Here is a 19933-nt window from a genome sequence, read left to right as displayed (position 1 = left end):
AGGCCTTGGTCAGGTCCGTGAGCTTGGTCTGCAGGCTGTCAAAGGTGGCCTTCGGGTCCTTGCCGCTCTTCACGACGTCATAGGACGCGTCCTGGATCGCCTGGGTGACGTCGTTGTACTGGACGGCCTTCGGGCGAGGCTTGGCAGTCTTGATCGACTCGAGCAGCGTCGGCAGGTAGGGCATCTGCTCGGTCAGCGAAGCATCGGAGTACAGCGACTCCAGCGAGGGAGCCAGCGACGCCTTCTCGGCCAGCACCTTCTCCTGGTCAGCCGAGGTGTACCACTCGATGAAGGCCTTGGCAGTGCCCAGGTTCTTCGCCGTCTTGGTCACGGCCATGTTGTGGCCACCAAGGGTGGACACGCCCGGGCCGGTCAGGCCGGGCAGCGGGGCGATGCCGAACTTGCCGTTGACCTTGGACGAACCGTCCGAGGCCTGCATCAGCGAGTAGGCGTAGGGCCACTGGCGCAGGAAGACGAGCTTGCCGTCCTGGAAGGCCTGGCGCGAGGGCTCCTCCATCCAGGTGGTGGCCTCGGCAGGGATCGTGCCGTCCTTGAACATGCCCTGGAGGTAGCTGACGCCCTTGAGCGATGCTTCCGAGTTCACCTGCGGCTTGCTGTCCTTGTCGAGGAACTCGCCCCCGGCGGAGTTCACCCACTCGGTGATGTTGCAGGTCAGGCCCTCATACTTCTGGAACTGACCGCCGTAGCAATCGATGGACTTGTTCGTGGCCTTGACCTTGGCGCAGGCAGCCTTCATGTCATCCCAGGTCTTGGGAGCCTCGGTGATGCCCGCGGCATCGAGCAGGTCCTTGCGGTAGTAGAGCAGGGCACCGTCGGAGGAGGCGGGGATGGCGTACAGCTTGTTGAAGTAGCTGGCGCCGTCAACAGCCGAGTCGAGCATGCCGTCGGTCTTGAACTGGTCGCTGGGGAGCTCGACCACGTACTGCTTGGCGGCGAACTCGGCGGTCCACACGACATCGAGCGAGAGCACGTCGTAGCCCGAGGAGCCGTTGGTGGTGGCGTTGTCGATCATCTTCTGGCGCTGCTCATCGGCCTTGTCCGAGAGCTGGATGAAGGTGACCTTCTCGTCCGGGTGCGCCGCATTCCACTTGTCGACCAAGGGCTGGACAACGTTGTTGTTGTCCTTGCCCTGCACATAGGTGATGGGACCCTTCTGGTCCCAGTTGAGGGCGGCAGCACTGGAGCTGGACGAGCTGTCCGAGCCGCCACACGCGGCCATCGCCAGCACGGCGGTCAGCGACAAGCCAGTAGCGGCGACGCGGCGAACACTGCGGGTACGCGACATTTGATTGGTCCTCACTTCTTCGTGGAAGCCCGGTGGTCGGGCATCTCAGACAGTAGGACTTCACTGATTGGGTTGCACGTTCCAAGCGCGATCGCGACCAATCTGTTACCAAGCGCCGGACGATTCTCGCCGTGACCGCGTCCAGCCCCAGGGTGTCAACAGGGGCCTGCCACCCCGTGTGGAGTGACAGGCCCCTGGTGACCGTGATGGGTTCAGCGCTTGCGAGTGACCAGCTTCGCCAGGCCGCGGATCACCAGCAGGCCGACCATGACGGCACCCGAGGCCATCCCGGCCAGGGTCAGGCGGTCGGTGCGCCACCCGTTCTCATCCTTGACCTGGTGGGTGAGGTTCTGCACCTCGGTACGGGCCACTTCCTTGGCGTCGTCCACGGCACGATTCTTCACGGCGGTGGGGTGCACCTCGGTGACCAGGCCCTGCACATTGGCGCTCATGCGCTGGCGGGCCGCGTGGATGTCGGCGCGGATCTGCTCAGGCGAACGGTTGTCGGTGCGCTTGTTGTCGGCCATCGTCTGCTCCATCTGCACTTTGCGGACTTCGTTCTGCGAACTCCTTCGGCCGGGTCGGCCGAACACGTCAAACCCTAGCCCCGTCCCGCTCACCGTCACACTGCACGCGGACGGGTTTGGGGTGCGCTGATGGCGAACCCTAGGCTGTCCCCCATGACCGAACGCCTCGCTCCTGGTGACGTCGCACCCGATTTCGAGCTGCCCTGCGCCGACGGGACGACCGTGGCCCTGCGCGACTTCCCCGGGCAGTCCGTGATCGTCTACTTCTACCCGGCCGCGATGACGCCCGGCTGCACGATCCAGGCGGTCGACTTCTCGCAGGCCGCGACCGAACTGTCGAAAGCCGGCTACCAGGTGCTCGGCATCTCCCCCGACTCGGCCGAGAAGCTGGTGAAGTTCGCCGACAAGGAGAACCTCGGCATCCGGCTGCTGGCCGACCCCGAGCGCGCGGTGCTGTCGGCGTGGTCGGCGTTCGGGGAGAAGATGCTCTACGGCAAGACCGTCGAGGGGGTCATCCGCTCCACCTTCGTCGTGGACGTGGACGAGGCGGGCAAGGGCGTCATCCGCGTCGCGCAGTACAACGTCAAGGCCACCGGTCACGTCGCCAAGCTGCGACGCGAGTTGGGGGTCTGAACGAGCCATCGTTCACCCGGGGCAGCCGCCCCGCACCGCCGGAGTGGTGGAATTGGCAGACACGCAGGATTTAGGTTCCTGTGCCTTCGGGCGTGAGGGTTCAAGTCCCTTCTCCGGCACCAGACATCACCATCACCAAGGGTCACGGAAGCTCCCAGGGCAAGGCCACCAGCGCCTCTGGCCTGGCCAGCAGCGGGTCGTCCGAGCTGAAGGAGCGCACCGGTCCGGGCCCGGTGAGCCGGGTCTCGAAGCGGACGGTGACCCGACCCAGGCCCGATCCCCAGACCCAGCCACGCCCGAAGTCGGGGTGTTCGACCTCCGCGCCGGGCGACCACTCGGTGCTGCGCCAGCGACGCTCGGGCGGCGCCTGTTCGTGCGTGGTCGTGTCCAGGACGTGCGCCTCGTCGCCCTCGAGCACGAACAACTCCTCCTGCGCGGCGTCGGTGAAGTTCGCGACGCCGACTCCGAGCAGGCGGATGCCGGCCTTGACGTCCACCTGGTCGAGCAGTTCCCGGGCCATCCGCGCGACGGTCTCGGTGGCGTCGGTGGCGCCGCGCAGGGTGCGCGATCGCGTCCACGTGGTGAAGTCGGCGAAGCGCACCTTGAGGGTCACCGTGCGGGCGAACTGGCCGGAACGCCGCAGCCTTCCGGCCACGATCGCAGCATCCCGTTCGGCGTGGGTCACCAGCAGGTCCCGGCCGGTCAGGTCGGTCTCGAAGGTGTCCTCGACCGAGATCGACTTCACCTCCCGGTCCACGCTCACCAGACGGTCGTCCCGGGCGAAGGCGAAGTCGTGCAATGCCTGGCCCCACACGGATCCGATCTCGCGGGTGAGCTCGGTGACCGAGGCATTCTGCAGGTCGGCGACGGTGCGGATGCCGAGCCGGTCCAGCCGGGCCATCGTTGCCGGGCCAACGCCCGGGATCGCCCGCGCCGGCAGGGGTGCGATGGTCGCCACCTCAGAACCGGGCGCGATCACCGTGACGCCGTTGGGTTTGGCCATCTCGCTGGCCACCTTGGCGATGAACTTGCTGGAGCCGATGCCGACCGAGGCCGTCAGCCCGGCGGTCCGCTCGGTGATCGTCGCGCGCAGCTGTTCGGCCAGCGCTGACAGCGCGTCCACGTCATCACAGCGGTGCCCGCCCGCCGCGAGGTCGACGAAGGCCTCGTCGATGCTGAGCGGCTGCACCAGCGGGCTGAGCTCGGCCAGTGTCGCCATCACGACCTTGGAACTCTGCTGGTAGGCGTCGAACCTCGGGCCGAGCACGGCGGCGTGGGGGGCGCGGCGCCTGGCCTCCGACATCGCCATCGCCGACCCGACGCCGTGCACCCGGGCCTCGTAGCTGGCGGTGGACACGACACCGCGTCCGCCGGTACCGCCGACGATCACCGCCTTGCCGCGCAGGGACGGCTTGTCGCGCTGCTCGACCGCGGCGAAGAAGGCGTCCAGGTCGAGGTGCAGGATGCTGGCGGTCGGTCTCACAACTCCCGCACCAGGGCGGTGAAGACGACCAACTCACCGCGGGCATCCTGGGTGGTGCCCGAGCGTTCGAGCCCCAGCTTCTCGGCGACCGCGATGGCGGCATCATTGCCCGGACGGGCGACCGCCCGCAGCTCGGCGTCGGGCTGTACCACCTTGAGAGCAGCGATCCCGGCCTGGCCGAGTTCGACGGCATAGCCCTGGTTCCGGCTCTGCTCCTCGAAGCGGTAGTAGAGGCTCCAGGTGCCCTCGGGGTTCTCCCGGGAGCGCCGCACCCCCCCGACACCGACCGGGTGCTCGTAGAGGCGGTCCCGCACCAGCCAGTAGCCGAGCCCGTCGTCCAGCCAGTGTTGGACGTTGGCTCGCAGGCCCGCCTCGTGGCGGTCCAGTTCGACCGGCGGCAGGTCGGACGCGGAGTGCAGGCGCGCCCAGTCGTCCAGGTCGCTCGGCCCGACGGGCGCCATCGTCAGGCGGTCGGTGCGCGTGATCGGGAACCAGCGGGTGAAGTCGAACTGGCCGCGCGGCTCGCGCGACAGGCACATCCACTCGTCCGGATCGATGTCGGGGAAGGTGATGGAGCCCGCACCCTCGGCATGCACCTGGGTGATGTCCAGCTCGGTCAGGAATTCCCAGGCATTGCGGTACACCTGCCCTCCGCCACCCACGAAGCAGACCGTGTCGAAGGCCTCGGCCAGTTCGAGTGCCAGCTCCACCGAACCCACCGCGAAGCTGGGTGCCGACTCGTCGTCCGAGAGCTCGATCTGTTCCGGATCCCGGCTGACGACGATCGTCGTCCTCCCGGGCAGGAAACGCCCCGTCGACTCCAGCGTGTGGCGTCCCATGATGATCGGGTGGCCCATGGTGGTGGACTTGAAGCGCTCCCAGTCCTCACGGAACTTGAAGGGCTGGTCGTGGCCGTCGCCGATCACGCCGTTGGTGCCGACGACGGCGATCGCGATGACTCGCATGGTGCTCTTCCTTTCACTGGTCAAACAGCCTGCTCAGACGGCGATGGGCGCCTTGATGGACGGGTGTGGGTCATAGCCCTCGATGCTGATGTCGCTCAGCTCGAAGGCGTCGATCTCGGTGACCGCCGGGTTCAGCACCAACTTCGGGAGCGGGCGCGGGTCACGGGTGACCTGCTCGGCCACCTGCTCGAAATGGTTGGAGTAGATGTGCGCATCACCGAGGGTGTGGACGAAGTCGCCGACGCGCAGGCCGCAGACCTGCGCAACCAGGTGCGTGAGCAGCGCATACGACGCGATGTTGAACGGCACCCCGAGGAAGATGTCGGCGCTGCGCTGGTAGAGCTGGCAGCTCAACGTCCCGGGCTCGTCGCCCTCGCCGGGCGCGACGTAGAACTGGAACAGTGCGTGGCAGGGCGGCAACGCCATGTCGTCCACGTCGGCGACATTCCAGGCGCTGACGATGTGGCGACGCGAGTCGGGGTTGTTCTTGATCGACGAGATCACCTTGGCGATCTGGTCGACGTGTTCGCCGGACGGCGTGGGCCAGCTGCGCCACTGGTAGCCATAGACGGGGCCCAGGTTGCCCTCGTCGTCGGCCCACTCGTCCCAGATCGTGATGTCGTTCTCGTGCAGCCATGCGATGTTGGTGTCCCCGCGCAGGAACCACAGCAGCTCGCCGAAGATGCTGCGCGTGTGCAGCTTCTTGGTGGTGAGCAGCGGGAAGCCCTGTGCGAGGTCGAAGCGCATCTGGTGGCCGAACACGCTGCGCGTCCCGGTGCCGGTGCGGTCGGACTTGTCGACGCCGGACTCCATCACCCGGGTCAGCAGGTCAAGATACTGCTGCATTGCCCTGCTCCCCCGTGTCATCGGGCGCGCCCGGCTCGAGGTCGGGCTGGTTCTGCTCCTGCGGCATCTTCTTGCCGAGCAGGCCGACGACGGTCGGAAGCACCGCCCGAACCGCCTTGCCGCGGTGCGAGAGCTCGTTCTTCACCTCGGGATACAGCTCGCCCGACGCGAGCCGGCGGCCATCGACCTCGGGGGCGTCATCCGGGATGAACAGCGGGTCGTATCCGAAACCGTTCTCGCCGTGGCGTTCGAAGGCCAACCGTCCCTCCCAGGTCTCGCGCTTGGCCTCGGAGAACTTGACCCCCTGGTTGCCGTCGGGGACGACGAAGGCCATCGCGCACACGAAGCGCGCGGTGCGGCGATCTTCGGGGACGTCGGTCATCTGGCGCAGCAACAGGTCGTTGTTGGCCTCGTCGTCGCACTCCGGCCCGGCCCAGCGGGACGAACGGACGCCCGGGCAGTTGTTCAGCTCGTCCACCTCGAGGCCCGAGTCGTCGGCCAGCGCGGGCAGCCCGGTGCGGTGGGCGGCCTCGCGCGCCTTGATCAGCGCATTGCCCTCGAAGGTGCGCTCGGTCTCGGCGGGCTCGGGGTAGCGCTCGAAGTCGGCCAGGCCAAGCACCTCGATGTCGAGGTCTGCGTCGGCGACGACCTGGCGCAGCTCGGCGAGCTTCTTCATGTTGTTGGTGGCCAGGACGACCTTGGCCGCGGCGCTCTCGCTCACTGGGCCACCTCGGCGACCGGCCCGACGAGGGCCTCGGCCTGCTTCGTCTTGAGCTCGGCGCAGCCCTTGAGGCCGAGGTCGAGCAGCAGGTTGAGGGTGTCGCGGTCGAAGGGGACGCCCTCGGCGGTGCCCTGCACCTCGATGAAGTCACCATTGCCGGCGACGACGATGTTCATGTCGGTGTCGGCCGAGGAGTCCTCGGTGTAGGCGAGGTCGAGCATGGGGACGCCGTCCACGACGCCGACGCTGATCGCGGCGACGGAGTCCTTGAGGGGCTCGCCCTTCAGCGCACCGCGACCGCGCAGGTACTCGACCGCGTCGGCCAGGGCGACATAGGCGCCGGTGATCGAGGCGGTGCGGGTGCCACCGTCGGCCTGCAGCACGTCGCAGTCGATGACGATGGTGTTCTCGCCGAGGGCCTCGTAGTCGATGACGGCGCGCAGCGAGCGTCCGATCAGGCGGCTGATCTCGTGGGTACGGCCGCCGATCTTGCCGCGCCGGGACTCCCGGTCGGAGCGAGTGTGGGTGGCGCGCGGCAGCATCTCGTATTCGCTGGTCACCCAGCCCTTGCCCTGGCCCTTCAGCCAGCGCGGCACGCCCTCGGTGACGCTCGCCGCCACCAGCACGCGGGTCTTGCCGAACTCGACGAGGCAAGAGCCCTCGGCGTGGTCCAGCCAGTTGCGCGTGATGCGCACCTCGCGCAGCTGGTCGGGGGTGCGCCCGTCGACGCGGGTGGTGGTGTTCTCTGCCATGTCGCCAACTTACCGGGGCGATCCGACACTTTCGTCCGGCGGGGTGCGATGGGGCCGGGATCGCTGTGCACACCGCCCACAGTTGGTCGAATCCCACCTCCATCCGACGATTCAACGTGGGAAGCGACCCGGATGGGTCGTTCTCCAGTCTGGACGGGTAGCGTCTCACCATGCCCTTCTCGGACGCGTCCTCCCCCGCCACCCGCAACGCCCTCGGCCTGGCTGCCCTGTGCACCACGATGGGAATCCTGCACTTCGCGAAGCCAGAGCCCTTCGACGCCCTGATCCCCGAGCAGTTGCCCGGGGCGGCGCGCGGGTGGACTCTCGGCTCGGGGGTCGTCGAGTTGGCCGTCGCCGCCCTGCTGGTCGCGCCACCCACCCGACGCCTCGGCGGGCGCGCCGCGCAGGCCCTGTTCATCGGGGTCTTCCCCGGCAACATCAAGATGGCCCTCGACTGGCGGAACCGTCCGGCCTGGCAGCAGGCCATCGCAGTCGGACGTCTCCCGCTGCAGGCTGACCTGGTGCGACGCGCACAGATCGTCACCACCGGATAGCCGACACACTGACAGTCGGTCAGCGACCCAGAGCTGCCGCCTCCGTACCGATCGTGGTGTCGTCACCGTGACCCGTGTGGACGACCGTCTCATCGGGCAACTTGAACAGCCGCGTCCGGATGGAGTGCTCCAGCTCACCACGGTCGCTGAACGACCGTCCCGTCGCTCCGGGGCCACCCTTGAACAGCGTGTCACCGCTGAACAGCGCGCCGAGTTCGGGGACGAACAGGCACACCGCCCCCGGCGCGTGCCCGGGCGTGTGGATGACCTGCACCTCGATGCCCGCAACATGGAGCACCTGGTTGTCGCGCAATTCCTGTTCGGGCTCGATGTCGGCGTGGGTGAGCCGCCACAGGTCGATGTCCCCTGGGTGCAGCATCACCGGCGCACCGGTGCGGTGCGCCAGTTCCGGCGCCACCCGGACATGGTCGTCGTGGGCGTGGGTGCAGACGATCCCGACGACCGTGCGGCCAGCGATGACCTGTTCGATCGCCGCCACGTTGTGCGGGGCGTCGATCACCAAGCACTCGGTGTCATCACCGATCGTCCAGATGTTGTTGTCGACCTCGAAGGTCTCGCCGTCGAGGCTGAAGGTGCCGCTCGCGACACCATGGTCGATGCGTGGGCTCATGGATCAATCCTCGTCCAGGACGACCACGGATCGCAGCACCTCACCGGAACCCATCTTGTCGAAGGCCGCTTCCACCTGGTCGATCCCGACCTTCTCGGTGACGAAGGCGTCCAGCGGCAGGCGTCCCTGCAGGTAGAGATCGACCAGCATCGGGAAGTCCCTGCTGGGCAGGCAATCGCCGTACCAGGACGACTTGATCGAGCCGCCCTTGCCGAAGATGTCCAACAGCGGCACCGTCCAGGTCGTGTCGGGCGTGGGGACGCCGACCAGCACCACCCGTCCAGCCAGGTCACGCGCGTCGAAGGCCTGCTGGAAGGTCTCGGGACGACCCACCGCGTCGATCACGACGTCCGCGCCGAAGCTGTCGGTGAGCTCGCGGATCTGCTCCACCGCGTCCGCCTCCTTGGAGTTGATGACGTGCGTCGCCCCCAACTCGCGGGCGGTCTCCAGCTTGCGGGAGTCGACGTCGACGGCGATCACCTTCGCCGCGCCAGCCAGCCTGGCACCGGCAATCGCAGCCGCACCCACACCACCACAGCCGATCACGGCGACCGTCTCGCCCCGACGCACCGCTCCCGTGTTCAGCGCCGCCCCCAGACCGGCCATCACGCCGCATCCGAGCAAGCCAGCGACCGCAGGCTCGGCGGCCGGGTCGACCTTGGTGCACTGACCGGCTGCGACCAGGGTCTTCTCGGCGAAGGCGCCAATGCCCAGCGCCGCGGACAGCACGGTGCCGTCGGTCAATGTCATCTTCTGGGTGGCATTGGCGGTGTTGAAGCAGTACCAGGGCTCACCCTTGGCGCAGGCGCGGCAGCTGCCGCACACGGCGCGCCAGTTGAGCACCACGTAGTCCCCGGGAGCGACCTCGGTCACGCCCTCCCCCACGGCCTCCACGATGCCGGCGGCCTCGTGCCCCAGCAGGTAGGGGTAGTCGTCCCCAATGCCGCCCTGCTTGTAGTGCAGGTCGGTGTGGCAGACGCCGCAGGCCTGCACCCGAACCAGAGCCTCCCCCGGCCCGGGCTCGGGGACGACGATGTCGACGAGTTCGACCTCGGCATCCTTCGCGCGGGCGATGACGGCCTTGACGGTGTTGGGCATGGCTCTCCTGGTGACTGTGGACGGTGGTTCAGCGGGGGCAGGTGCAGCGATCGGCGGGCTGAACGTCCGCCAGCGCCTGCTCGATGTGCTCACCGCAGCCCTGCCACGTGGGCTTGCCGCACTTGTCGCAGGTGACCTTCTGGCACATCTTTCCTCCTGGCGCCCAGGCCGGGGCGATCCCCGGCTCCTGGGCCAACTCTAGGCGCCTGCGCAAGCACGGGAACAGTCCCCGAATGGTGGTGCGATCAGTGCAGGTGAACCTGCTGGACGCCCTCGACGAAACCGCCCAGCAACCGCGAGCCGACGCCCTCGAAGGCGTCCGCATTGCCCGTCGTCAACAGCAGCCGCTGGGCCTGGCGGGGCTGGTCGTGGAGCACCTGGCGACGCTGCAGCGAGTGGTAGGCGGCGCGCGCACACTCGTCCGAGGAACTGACCAGCGTCACCTGGTCGCCGAGCACGTAGCTGATCACGCCGGACAGCAGCGGGTAGTGCGTGCAGCCCAGGATCAGCGTGTCCACGTCGGCGCGCTGCAGCGGGGCCAGGTACTCCTTGGCCAGCGACAACAACTCGTCCCCACCTGTGATGCCGGCCTCGACGAACTCGACGAAGCGCGGACAGACAGCGGTGGTGAGGTTTATGTGCGGGGCGACGGCCAACGCGTCATCGTAGGCGCGTGAGGTGGCCGTTGCCTGGGTGCAGATGACCCCCACCTTGTTGTTGCGGGTCGCGGCGGCGGCACGACGGGCGGCCGGCAGCACGACCTCGATGATGGGGACGTCATAACGCTCCCTCGCGTCGTGCAATGCAGCCGCCGATGCGGTGTTGCAGGCGATCACCAGCGCCTTCACGCCGTGGGTGACCAGCCGGTCCATGCACTCGATCGCGTACTCGCGCACCTCGGCGATCGGGAGCGGACCGTAGGGGGTCCGGGCGGTGTCACCCAGGTAGATGATGTCCTCGTTCGGCATCAGGTCGAGCACGGAACGAGCCACGGTCAGGCCGCCGAACCCGGAGTCGAAGATGCCGATGGGTGCATCGGTGCCGATCTCGGACTCGAACGGGATCACGTGTGCTTCCTTTCGCTGATACGCCCTGCGCAGCCAACAGTCTACGAGCGCGGACCGACGTCCGTGCGGGCTGGCCTCAGCGTTGGCGGAGGCTGAGCTGCACCAGCACCGGGCCGCTGCGGGTGGCCGATGGCCCGGACGCGCCGCAGCCCGCGCTACCGTCCGCCAGCCCCGAGGCGCAGGACCCGCAGCCACCGCCGGGACAGCCCATCGCGAGTTCCTTGGCCTCTATGACATGCATCCGGCGCAGGTGCTCCACGCTGGCCCCGACCACGTCGAGGGGCAGGCCGGTGCGTCCAGCGATGTCGTCCAGGGATCGCGCACCGTCACCGAAGGCAGTCACGACGGCTTGCAGCGGACGGGTCATCCCAGCAGTCCCGTCACCAGAACAGCCGTCCGATCTGGAAGACCGCCACCGCCCCGATGTAGGCGGTGACCAACTGCATGCCGATGCCGAACAGCGTCCAGCGCCAGCCGATCTCGCGCTTCTGCGCGGCCAGGGTTGCCACGCACGGCGTGTAGGCGCACAGGAAGACCAGGAAGGCAAGCACGGCAGGGATCGGATGACCATCGGAAGAGGTGTTGAAGTCGGCCTTGATCCGCGCGCCGAGCGAGGTCTCGTCACCGCTTTCCATCGGGTCCTCCAGCGCGTAGGTCTGCGCCCAGGACGAGATCACGGCCTCCTTGGCGACGAAGCCGACGACCAGCGCCGAGGTGGTCTGCCACTGGTCGAAGCCGGTGGGGGCGAAGACGGGCGTGACCGCCCGCGCGGCGACGCCGTAGGCGGAGTCCTCGACCGGCACCTCGCCGAAGGGCTGCTGCCCGACCGCCGGGATCGACTGGAACAGCCAGACCAGGGTGACGGTCGCGACGATGATCCCGGACGCGGTCTGCAAGAAGCCCTTCAGCCGGGTCCAGGTGACCATCGCGGTCAAGCGCACGGTGGGGCGCTGGTAGGGCGGCAGGTCCAGCACCAAGGGTTCGGTGCCCATCGTCCGCCACAGCGTCTTGCGCAGGATGAGCCCGACGCCGACGACGAAGGCGATGCTGACCAGGTACATCGCGAACACGACGGTGCCGGCAGCGCGGCCGAAGAAGGTGGTGCCGACCAGCACGTAGACCGTGAGCCGGGCCGTGCAGGAGGTGAAGGGGACGAGCAGCGCGGTCAGGATGCGCTGACGGGCCTGGGGCAGGATGCGCGTCGCGGAGATGGCCGGCACATTGCAGCCGAAGCCGACCACCAGGGGAAGGAAGGCCCGTCCGGGAAGGCCCAGCGCGCGCATCATCCGGTCGGTGACGACGGCGGCGCGCGCCATGTACCCGGAGTCCTCCAACAGCGCAAGCAGCAGGAACATCAACGCCATCAGGGGCGCGAAGGTGAGCAGCATGCCAACGCCAGCGACCAGGCCGTCCACGACCAGGCCGTTGACCCAGGTGTCACCCAGGCCGACCAGGCCCAGCAGCCAGTGCGCCGCCCCGCTGATGGGTCCGGAGAAGAGTCCGTCCAATGCATCCTGCATGGGAGCCGCGACCGAGGTGGTGATCTGGAAGACACCCCACATCACGGCCATGAAGATGACCGGTCCGGCGATGGGCGCGGTCACCCAGCGGTCGACCTTGTCAGAGAGCGAGGCGCGCGCCTGCCCGGAGTCGCGGGTGCCTGCCGAGACGGAGCGCTCGATGAAGCCGAAGCGCTCGTCCTCGCGGACCAGGTCGGCGTCCAGCGGCGGCAGGGATGGGTCCGGTACCTCGTCCAGTTCACGGGGCGCCGGCGCCGGGGCGCTCAACTGCTCGTGGACGATGCGGGTGAGGTTGTCGATGCCGGTGCGGCGTCGCGGGTCCAGCGCGACGACGGGGCAGCCGAGAGCCTGCGAAAGGGCGAAGGTGTCGACGTCGATGCCGCGGTGGCGGGCGACGTCCAGCATGCTGACGGCCACCACGAGCCGGATCGGTCGCTCCCGCAACTGGGTGACGATGTAGAGCGATCGCGACAGGTGCGCCGCGTCGGCCACGACGACTGTCAGGTCGGGCGCCTCGGTGGCGGGACCGTCGACGAGCAACTCCCGGGTGAGTGCCTCGTCCGGGCTGACCGGGTCGAGGGAGTAGGCGCCGGGCAGGTCGATCATCGTGATGTCAACCGGACGTGCTTCCGCGCTGGCGCAGGTGCAGTCGAGGCAGTCACAGGTCTTGTCGGCCGGCGTCGAGCGCCAGACGCCGCGGGCCACGCCCACCGTGGTGCCCGGCCAGTTGCCCATCGTCACCCGCGCACCGGTCAGCGCATTGAACAGGGTGGACTTGCCGACGTTCGGGGCGCCCACCAGGGCGACCACCGGGGCATCGGGTCCAGCGGTGCCGGTGCCACCCTCGGCACAACAAGCCTTCGCCGACGGGACGGCCTTGCGGATGCCGAGCGGAACGAGAACCGGACCGCTTCGGGTACCGGGCTGGGTGCTGATCGCGGCGGGCTTGTCGGCGCTGGTTCGAGCCTCGGTCTGGGTCACGCGGCGACCTCGGCGAAGAGCCGGTCGAGCATGGAGCGGTCCAGCGCGATGCGCGCCCCGGCGACCTGCACCACTCGTCCACCGCCGGCGGTGTCGTGCATGACGACCACCTGCGCACCGCGGCGCAGACCGAGGGCGGCGAGGCGGCGACACAGCTCGGGCGTCCCGTCGGCACGCAATAGCGTGAGCGCAGCGCCAAGGGGGGCGCTGGAGAGCGGGGTCGTCGAGGTCATGGGACCACTGTAGGACGGCTTAGGGGAGGCTAACCAACCACCCCCCGGTCAGGGGACTCTCAACCCTGCCAATCGTGGGAGGGGGACGGCGGCGTGGACCCCATCGCCTCCAGCAGTGACTCCTGGACATAGCCGAGCCACTGGTAGACCTCGTTCAGGAAGGCCCGCGGGTCGCTGTCAGGACGCTGGGCGACCTCATCGGCGCTGATCTCGTCCGTGATGTCCAAGCGCACGGCCAGCGCCAGCCGGACATTCGCCAGGGTCTTCAGCCAGGCAGTCTGGTGCTCGTCAGGCACCCGACAGCGGCCCTTGCGATCGGTGAGTTGCAGGTCGGCCATCACCGTCTCGGCATCGGCCACCTTCTCGGTGCGCGCCCGGGACTGGGTGAAGCGGCGGAACTCCCAGGAGGCTGCTGGGTCGTCCGGATAGGCGTCGGGGAACAACCTGCGCACCACCGGATCGACCTCGTCGACGAGCTGTTCCAGGTCATCGACCGAGGGTTCCTCGCTGAATTCCCGCTCCCACAAGGCAAAGGGGTCGCCGGCGGCGGCTTCGGCGCTGTGACGCCCGAGCAGGTCATGCTCGGTCAGCAATTCCGCGAGCTGGTCGACCAATCCGGCCAGCATCGCCGCCTCCTCGTTGTCGAAGTGCGCGACCAGGACGTCCTGGTCCTTGTCCCGCTTGAAGCCCTTCACTCGCTGCGCTCCCCTTCGATCACTCGCTGCGCTCCCCTTCGATCACTCGCTGCGCTCCATCACATTCACTCGCTGCGCTCCCTTTCGATCACTCGCTCCGCTCCCCTTCGATCACTCGCTCCGCTCCATCACATTCACTCGCTGCGCTCCATCGTCGCCCAGAGACCGAAGCCGTGCATCGCGTTCACGTCCCGCTCCATCTGCTCGCGTCCACCGCGGGACACGACGCAGCGTCCCTCGTTGTGCACCTGGAGCATCAGCTGCTCGGCCTTCTCGCGCGGGAACTTGAAGTAGGTCACGAAGACGTGGGTGACATAGCTCATCAGGTTCACCGGGTCGTCCCAGACGATCGTCACCCAGGGCTGCTGCGCGCTCAGCTGTTCGTCGGCCCGCTCGACGACGGCGGTGCCGCCGGCCGGGATGATGGGGGGCTGCTCGCTCATGCCGTCCATTGTTGCGCACCACGCCAGCCCCGTCCCCGATCCGGGCCCGTGCCCGATTCCGGTTCACCCCGCCGCGCGCCCCCTCTAGGGTTGGCCCATGACGACAGCCCTGCTCACCGACCACTACGAGCTGACCATGGTCCGCGCCGCGATGGGTTCGGGGACGGCGTTCCGACGCAGCGTCTTCGAGCTCTTCCCGCGCCGCCTGCCCGAGGGCCGCCGCTACGGCGTCGTCGCCGGGGTCGGACGGATGCTCGACGCGATCGAGGACTTCACCTTCGATGAGGAGACGGTCACCTACCTCGCCGAGCGGAGCATCGCCAACGACGAACTCGCCGCCTGGTTGCGCGACTTCCGCTTCACCGGCCAGATGTGGGGATATCCCGAGGGCGAGATCTACTTCCCCGGCTCTCCCCTGCTGCGCGTCGAGGGCAACTTCGCCGAGTGCTGCGTGATGGAGACCCTGCTGCTCAGCATCTACAACCACGACTGCGCGATGGCTTCGGCTGCCTCCCGCATGACCGCGATGGCCGAAGGACGTCCCTGTATCGAGATGGGTGCCCGCCGCGCGCACGAGTGGGCCGCCGTCGCCGCCGCCCGGGCCGCCTATGTCGCCGGCTTCGCCACCACCTCCAACCTGCAGGCCGGCCGCAGCTGGGGCGTCCCCACCACCGGCACCGCCGCACACTCCTTCACCCTGCTGCACGACTCGGAGGAGGGCGCCTTCCAGGCGCAGATCAATGCCTTCGGCCCCGGGACGACGCTGCTGGTGGACACCTATGACCTCGAGGAGGCCGTCCGCACCGGCGTCCGGTTGACCGAGGGCAAGCTCGGCGCGATCCGCCTCGACTCGGGCGAGCACGCAATAGTCGCTCGCCAGATGCGCGACCTGCTGGACGACCTGGGCGCCGAGGACACCAAGATCATCGTCACCTCCGACCTGGACGAGTACCAGATCGCCGCCCTGCGCGGCGCTCCCGTCGACGGCTACGGCGTCGGTACCTCCGTGGTCACCGGTTCGGGACACCCCACCTGTGGCTTCGTCTACAAGCTCGTCGCCCGCGCCGACTCCGATGCCGCCGACGCCGAACTGAAGCCGGTCGCGAAGAAGTCACTGAACAAGAACACCGTCGGTGGCCGGAAGTTCGCCATGCGCCGCCTGGACGAGCAGGGCGTGGCGAAGGCCGAGATCGTCGGCATCGGCAACCCGCCCAGCGGCGACGGCAACGACCGCCAGCTGATGGTCGAACTCGTCCGCGACGGGCAGGTCGTCGGCCGCGAGGAGTTGTCAGTGGGACGGGAGCGCCACGAACGCGCCCGCGCCGAGCTGCCGGTGGCCGCCCTGCGCGTCAGCAAGGGTGATCCTGCAATCCCGACGATCATCCTGGAGCCCGACGGCGACGAGGCCTACAACCCCTACCTGCACTCGATCGCCCCGACGAACATTTGACCTGCAACACCTGACCCGGAACCCAGACCCCAAGGAGGACGAGATGGCAACCGCACTGATCGTGGTGGACGTGCAGAAGGACTTCTGCGAAGGCGGCTCTCTGGCCGTGGCGGGCGGCAACACCGTCGCAGCGCGCCTGGCCGACCTGCTGGCCGACGCCCGCGGGGGATACCAATTCGTGGTCGCGACCCGCGACCACCACATCGACCCCGGTGCCCACTTCAGCGACAACCCCGACTTCCGCGACTCCTGGCCGCCGCACTGCGTGGTCGGGACACCCGGCCAGGATTTCCACGATGCGCTGGCCGGGTTCGACTTCGACGCGGTCTTCGACAAGGGTTCCTACGCCGCCGCCTACTCCGGTTTCGAGGGGACCATCGGCGGCGCCGAGGACGGGCAGAGCCTCGAGGTCTGGCTGCGCGAGCACGAGGTGACCCACGTCGACGTGGCTGGCATCGCCACCGACTACTGCGTGAAGGCCACCGCGCAGGACTCGGCCCGGCTCGACTTCGCCACCACCGTGCTGGCCGGTCTCACCGTCCCGGTGCGCCCCGAGGGCGTGGAGACGGTTCTCACCGAGCTGGAGATCCAGGGCATCGGGATCAGCTGACACACTGGATCACCAAACCGGCCAGTCGAACTCATCGCTTGGTCGGCAGATGGCTGAAGCCGTTCATCACGGCCGCCAGCCGGCTGGCCCGATCGCTGGCGAAGACGTCCTCCAGCATCATGGGCGCACCATCCGGACCGGTCAACGGCACCCGCCAGTTCGGGTACTCATCGATGGTGCCGGGCTGGTTCTGCGTCCGACGGTCGCCCACCGCATCGACCAGCGCCGCGTTGAGCACCTTCGAGGGGGTCCAGGTCAGCATCCGATGCATGGCCAGGACGATGTCCTCCACGTCCACGTCCCCCTCGGGCAGGGCACCACGCTGGCGCAGCGCGTCCAGCATTGCCTGCTGTTCGGCCTTGTCGCTGGCGAGTTCGTCCTCCAAGCTCTCCGACAGCAGACCGAGCTGGTGCCGCAACCGGACGTGATCGCCTGCCAGGTAGCCCGCGGTGGGCGGCAGGTCGTGCGTGGTGACCGAGCTCATCGCGTACTCCCGCCATTGTTCGGGGGGTAGCGGCTTGCCATCCGCGCCGTTCTCGAACCACATCACCGAGGTGCCGAGCAGGCCACGGCGGGAGAGGTAGTCGCGCACCCAGGGCTGCACGGTGCCCAGGTCCTCACCGATCACCAGCGCCTGCGCCCGGTGGGCCTCCAGCGCGAGGATGCCGATCAGTGCCTCGTGGTCGTAGCGGACATAGGTGCCCTCCTTGGCCGACAGGCCCTGCGGCACCCACCACAGCCGGAACAGGCCGATGATGTGGTCGACGCGGATGCCGCCGGCATGGCGCAGGATGTTGGCGACCATCGTCCGGAAGGGGGCGTAGGCCAGGTCGGCCAGCCGGTCCGGGCGCCACGGGGGCTGGCCCCAGTCCTGGCCCATCTGGTTGAAGGCGTCCGGCGGTGCGCCGACGGTGCAGCCCTGCGCGAAGACGTCCGAGAGCATCCAGGTCTCGGCTCCGGACGCGTTCACGCCGACCGCCAGGTCGCTGATGATGCCGAGCGGCATCCCCGCGTCCTTGGCGGCGCGCTGGGTGGAGCTGAGCTGGTTCTCGGCGATCCACTGCAGCCACATGAAGAATTCCACGGTCTCCCAGTTCTCGCGGTGGAACTCAGCGACCTGCGGGCTGGTGGCCCGCTGGTACTCGGCGGGCCAGGTGCGCCAGTCGGCGCCGTGCACCTCGTACAGCGCGCACCAGGTGGCGAAGTCGCGCAACTGGCGGCCCTCGCGGCGGATGAAGGCGTCGAAGCTCATCCGACGGGCGGGGCGCAGACCCGCGGCGAAGATGATCCGCAGGGCGGCCAGCTTCGCGGTCCAGGACTCATCGCGCATCACCTCGTCGACGCCCTGCACCTGCTGCTGCAGGCCGGCGCGCAGCTTGTCGACGCGCGCCCGGTCGAAGACAGAGAGGTTGACGTACTCGGCGATCCGCTCGGGACGGATGTAGAGCGGGTTGACGTACATCCGGCTGGTCGGCAGATAGGGCGAGGGTTCCAGCGGCGGGCCGGGCTGGGCGGCATGCAGCGGGTTGACCAGCACATAGCCGGCGAACTGCTGCGTCGAGCTCCACACGGCCAGGTCGGCGAGGTCGGCCAGGTCGCCGACACCCCAGGACTCCTTGGACCGCACGGAGTACAGCTGTGTGGCGTAACCCCAGGTGCGGCGGTTGTTCATCGACGCGGGCAGCCCGACGAAGCTGGGGGTTGTCACCAGCGAGCTCTCGACCTCGACGTCATTGCTGCGCAGCACCAGACGGTGGTACCCGAGCGGCAGGTCGCTGGGCAGCTGGAAGGAGGCCTCGCCCACCCAACGTCCGTCCACCTCGCGGTCGGGATTGTCGTTGGTGACCTGCCAGGCGTCTCGCACGTCACCGTTCTCCAGGCGGATGCTGAGCTGTGCCGGGGCACCGGAGTCGACGTGGACGTTGACCCAGCCGGGCTGGCCGGCCTCGAGCACGACGCAGGGCGGCAGCGCGCGGCGCCAGGGCCGCAATCTCAGGTCGTCCAGGGCGGCGGCTGCCTTCTCGGGCGTGGACGCGTCCACCTCCAGCGCCTTGAGCACGGCGATCACCGTCTCGTCGCTGATGACGGTGTGACGGCCCTTCCAGTCCCAGAACTCGGTCGCGATGCCGAAGTGCTCGGCCAGCTGGTCAAGGGTCGCGTCGTTGAGCGCCATTGGAGGGTCCCGTTTCGTCGTCGGTTGGGTGCCGGCCCAGCCTAGCGGGGCACACCCGCGGTCGGCGCTAAGCCCGAAGCCCGGGCCTGTTTGGCGAGTCGGACCGGGACCGGCTCGACGCCCTCGCTGCCGGCAGCCACTGGACGGGCCAACCAGACCAACGCGGTCACCAGCCAACCCAGCGGCATCCCCTGGGTCGACTCCGCCAGACCGTGCACCAACTGCAGCACGGCCAGCGCCACCAGCCAGGCATTCTCACGAGTTGCGGCGGCCCCCCTGACCGCGCGCACCAGCGCGACCGCCCACAGGCCGACGACCAGGCCCACACCCACGACACCGAGCTGCATGAAGGTCTCGTAGAGGGCGTTGTGGGTACTGATCATGGCGAAGTCGAAGTGGTAGGCCGACCACTCCCGAATCCAGGAACCCTTGAGCCATGGCGCCCCGTGGCCCCATCCGGTCAGCCAGCGATCGATCGCGATCGACCACAGACCAGGCCAGATCGTGGTGCGGCCGGTCAAAGTCGTGTCCCGCCCGATCAGCGTCGGGAGCGGGACGAAGACCGAGAGGTAGGCGATGCTGGCCAGCACTCCGCCGGCCAGCGCGGTCAGCGCGCGCCGGGACGCTCCCTGCAACCGGGAGACCGCCACCACGGCTCCCGCGGCGAACAGGCCAGCCACAGCAGCGAGGTTGGAGGTCATCGAGTCGCTGAGAAAGAGCACCACGGCGTCCAGCACCACCACGCCGACGCGCAACCCTCGGGGCAGACCGCTGGCCATGACCGAGCTTGCGATGGCGACCGTGGCGAGGTAGGCAAGCGCGTTGTTGTGGGGCATCATGCCCTTCAGCCCGGCCGAGGTGATGGCCGTGCTCGGGTACAGCACCCACCACACGAGGCTGAGCGCGGCCAACACCGAGGTGCCGAGGCTGAGCACGGCGACGACCTGGCGTCCGCTCAGGGTGCGCGCCATCAGCGCCGCAGCGGCGAGCAGCAGGAAGGTTCGCACACACGCCTTCAACGTCTCGTTGGGCTGCAGCGACCAGGTGAAGCTCAACATCATCCAGACGGCGAGCAGCCCCACCCCGAACACGGACTGCAGCCGATGGTTACGCGGTCTCAGCGTGAGCATCCCAGCCAGCAGCGCGCTGCCGAGCATCGATATCGACGACCAGGGCGTGTCCACCATCGCCATGCCGACCACCGCTGGCAGCAGCGCGACGATCCCCCGTGGAGGCAAGGTCACG

21 protein-coding genes and 1 tRNA gene are annotated in these 19933 nt (G+C 68.5%); 5 read left to right on the top strand and 17 right to left on the bottom strand.

Annotated features, from left to right (window positions below; translation table 11 throughout):
• The coding region (locus ABD089_RS05960; protein ID WP_343885322.1) for an ABC transporter substrate-binding protein at positions 1-1306 on the bottom strand (1306 nt) is incomplete at its 3' end.
• A 212-nt stretch (positions 1307-1518) separates the two neighbouring features.
• Entirely contained in the window at positions 1519-1833 is a 315-nt protein-coding gene (locus ABD089_RS05955) for a DUF3618 domain-containing protein (protein ID WP_343885321.1), read from the bottom strand.
• Positions 1834-1986: 153 nt separating this feature from the next.
• Between ABD089_RS05955 and ABD089_RS05950 the strand changes: the two genes are divergently transcribed.
• Positions 1987-2466: a peroxiredoxin gene (locus tag ABD089_RS05950; protein WP_343885320.1), complete on the top strand. Its 480-nt coding sequence runs from the start codon at positions 1987-1989 to the stop codon at positions 2464-2466.
• 37 nt (positions 2467-2503) lie between these two features.
• Positions 2504-2588: transfer RNA gene (locus tag ABD089_RS05945), tRNA-Leu, on the top strand.
• Positions 2589-2608: 20 nt separating this feature from the next.
• Here ABD089_RS05945 and ABD089_RS05940 read toward each other — a convergent pair.
• The 5 genes from ABD089_RS05940 to rph are packed head-to-tail and all read right to left on the bottom strand — an operon-like array spanning position 2609 to position 7233.
• Positions 2609-3949 (bottom strand): DNA polymerase IV, encoded by a 1341-nt coding sequence (locus ABD089_RS05940; protein WP_343885319.1) that lies wholly within the window; start codon positions 3947-3949, stop codon positions 2609-2611.
• Positions 3946-4914: a dihydrofolate reductase gene (locus tag ABD089_RS05935; RefSeq protein WP_343885318.1), complete on the bottom strand. Its 969-nt coding sequence runs from the start codon at positions 4912-4914 to the stop codon at positions 3946-3948. The genes ABD089_RS05940 and ABD089_RS05935 overlap by 4 nt, the downstream gene beginning before the upstream one ends.
• Before the next feature lie 33 nt (positions 4915-4947).
• Positions 4948-5760 (bottom strand): thymidylate synthase, encoded by an 813-nt coding sequence (locus tag ABD089_RS05930; protein ID WP_343885317.1) that lies wholly within the window; start codon positions 5758-5760, stop codon positions 4948-4950.
• The gene (locus tag ABD089_RS05925) at positions 5744-6481 is read right to left on the bottom strand and encodes a non-canonical purine NTP pyrophosphatase (protein WP_343885316.1); all 738 of its coding nucleotides are present in this window, start codon (positions 6479-6481) and stop codon (positions 5744-5746) included. Before ABD089_RS05925 ends, ABD089_RS05930 begins: the two co-directional genes overlap by 17 nt.
• Positions 6478-7233, bottom strand: a complete 756-nt coding sequence (gene rph, locus ABD089_RS05920) for a ribonuclease PH (RefSeq protein ID WP_343885315.1) — start codon at positions 7231-7233, stop codon at positions 6478-6480. Before rph ends, ABD089_RS05925 begins: the two co-directional genes overlap by 4 nt.
• 170 nt (positions 7234-7403) lie before the next feature.
• On the opposite strand from rph, the gene ABD089_RS05915 reads away from it, so the two are divergent.
• Entirely contained in the window at positions 7404-7787 is a 384-nt protein-coding gene (locus tag ABD089_RS05915) for a DoxX family protein (RefSeq protein ID WP_343885314.1), read from the top strand.
• Positions 7788-7806: 19 nt separating this feature from the next.
• Here ABD089_RS05915 and ABD089_RS05910 read toward each other — a convergent pair whose 3' ends face one another.
• From ABD089_RS05910 to clpS, 8 genes are all read right to left on the bottom strand, one after another.
• Positions 7807-8418: an MBL fold metallo-hydrolase gene (locus ABD089_RS05910; RefSeq protein ID WP_343885313.1), complete on the bottom strand. Its 612-nt coding sequence runs from the start codon at positions 8416-8418 to the stop codon at positions 7807-7809.
• A 3-nt stretch (positions 8419-8421) separates the two neighbouring features.
• A complete protein-coding gene (locus ABD089_RS05905; protein ID WP_343885312.1) occupies positions 8422-9516 on the bottom strand; it encodes an S-(hydroxymethyl)mycothiol dehydrogenase in 1095 nt (364 codons plus the stop codon).
• A gap of 245 nt (positions 9517-9761) precedes the next feature.
• On the bottom strand, positions 9762-10580 hold the full coding sequence (murI, locus tag ABD089_RS05900; RefSeq protein WP_343885399.1) for a glutamate racemase: 819 nt from the start codon (positions 10578-10580) through the stop codon (positions 9762-9764).
• Between the two features lie 79 nt (positions 10581-10659).
• Positions 10660-10950: a hypothetical protein gene (locus ABD089_RS05895; RefSeq protein ID WP_343885311.1), complete on the bottom strand. Its 291-nt coding sequence runs from the start codon at positions 10948-10950 to the stop codon at positions 10660-10662.
• Positions 10951-10963: 13 nt separating this feature from the next.
• The gene (gene feoB, locus ABD089_RS05890) at positions 10964-13084 is read right to left on the bottom strand and encodes a ferrous iron transport protein B (protein ID WP_343885310.1); all 2121 of its coding nucleotides are present in this window, start codon (positions 13082-13084) and stop codon (positions 10964-10966) included.
• Positions 13081-13317: a FeoA family protein gene (locus tag ABD089_RS05885; RefSeq protein ID WP_343885309.1), complete on the bottom strand. Its 237-nt coding sequence runs from the start codon at positions 13315-13317 to the stop codon at positions 13081-13083. The genes feoB and ABD089_RS05885 overlap by 4 nt, the downstream gene beginning before the upstream one ends.
• Before the next feature lie 59 nt (positions 13318-13376).
• Positions 13377-14012, bottom strand: a complete 636-nt coding sequence (locus ABD089_RS05880) for a DUF2017 domain-containing protein (protein WP_343885308.1) — start codon at positions 14010-14012, stop codon at positions 13377-13379.
• Between the two features lie 134 nt (positions 14013-14146).
• Positions 14147-14455, bottom strand: coding sequence for an ATP-dependent Clp protease adapter ClpS (gene clpS / locus ABD089_RS05875; RefSeq protein WP_343885307.1), 309 nt, complete (start codon positions 14453-14455; stop codon positions 14147-14149).
• Between the two features lie 97 nt (positions 14456-14552).
• Here clpS and ABD089_RS05870 point away from each other — a divergent pair, with 97 nt between their 5' ends.
• Positions 14553-15905, top strand: coding sequence for a nicotinate phosphoribosyltransferase (locus tag ABD089_RS05870; protein WP_343885306.1), 1353 nt, complete (start codon positions 14553-14555; stop codon positions 15903-15905).
• Positions 15906-15948: 43 nt separating this feature from the next.
• Positions 15949-16515, top strand: a complete 567-nt coding sequence (locus ABD089_RS05865) for an isochorismatase family protein (protein WP_343885305.1) — start codon at positions 15949-15951, stop codon at positions 16513-16515.
• Positions 16516-16546: 31 nt separating this feature from the next.
• On the opposite strand, the gene malQ is transcribed toward ABD089_RS05865, so the two are convergent.
• Together malQ and ABD089_RS05855 are read right to left on the bottom strand one after the other, a co-directional pair.
• Positions 16547-18688: a 4-alpha-glucanotransferase gene (gene malQ, locus ABD089_RS05860; RefSeq protein ID WP_343885304.1), complete on the bottom strand. Its 2142-nt coding sequence runs from the start codon at positions 18686-18688 to the stop codon at positions 16547-16549.
• A 41-nt stretch (positions 18689-18729) separates the two neighbouring features.
• Entirely contained in the window at positions 18730-19932 is a 1203-nt protein-coding gene (locus tag ABD089_RS05855; protein ID WP_343885303.1) for an O-antigen ligase family protein, read from the bottom strand.
• Position 19933: the final 1 nt, after the last annotated feature.

It is taken from the genome of Luteococcus sanguinis (assembly GCF_039527675.1).
In the GTDB taxonomy this organism is placed as follows: Bacteria; Actinomycetota; Actinomycetes; order Propionibacteriales; family Propionibacteriaceae; genus Luteococcus; species Luteococcus sanguinis.
This window is presented reverse-complemented; position numbering and strand designations above follow the sequence as displayed.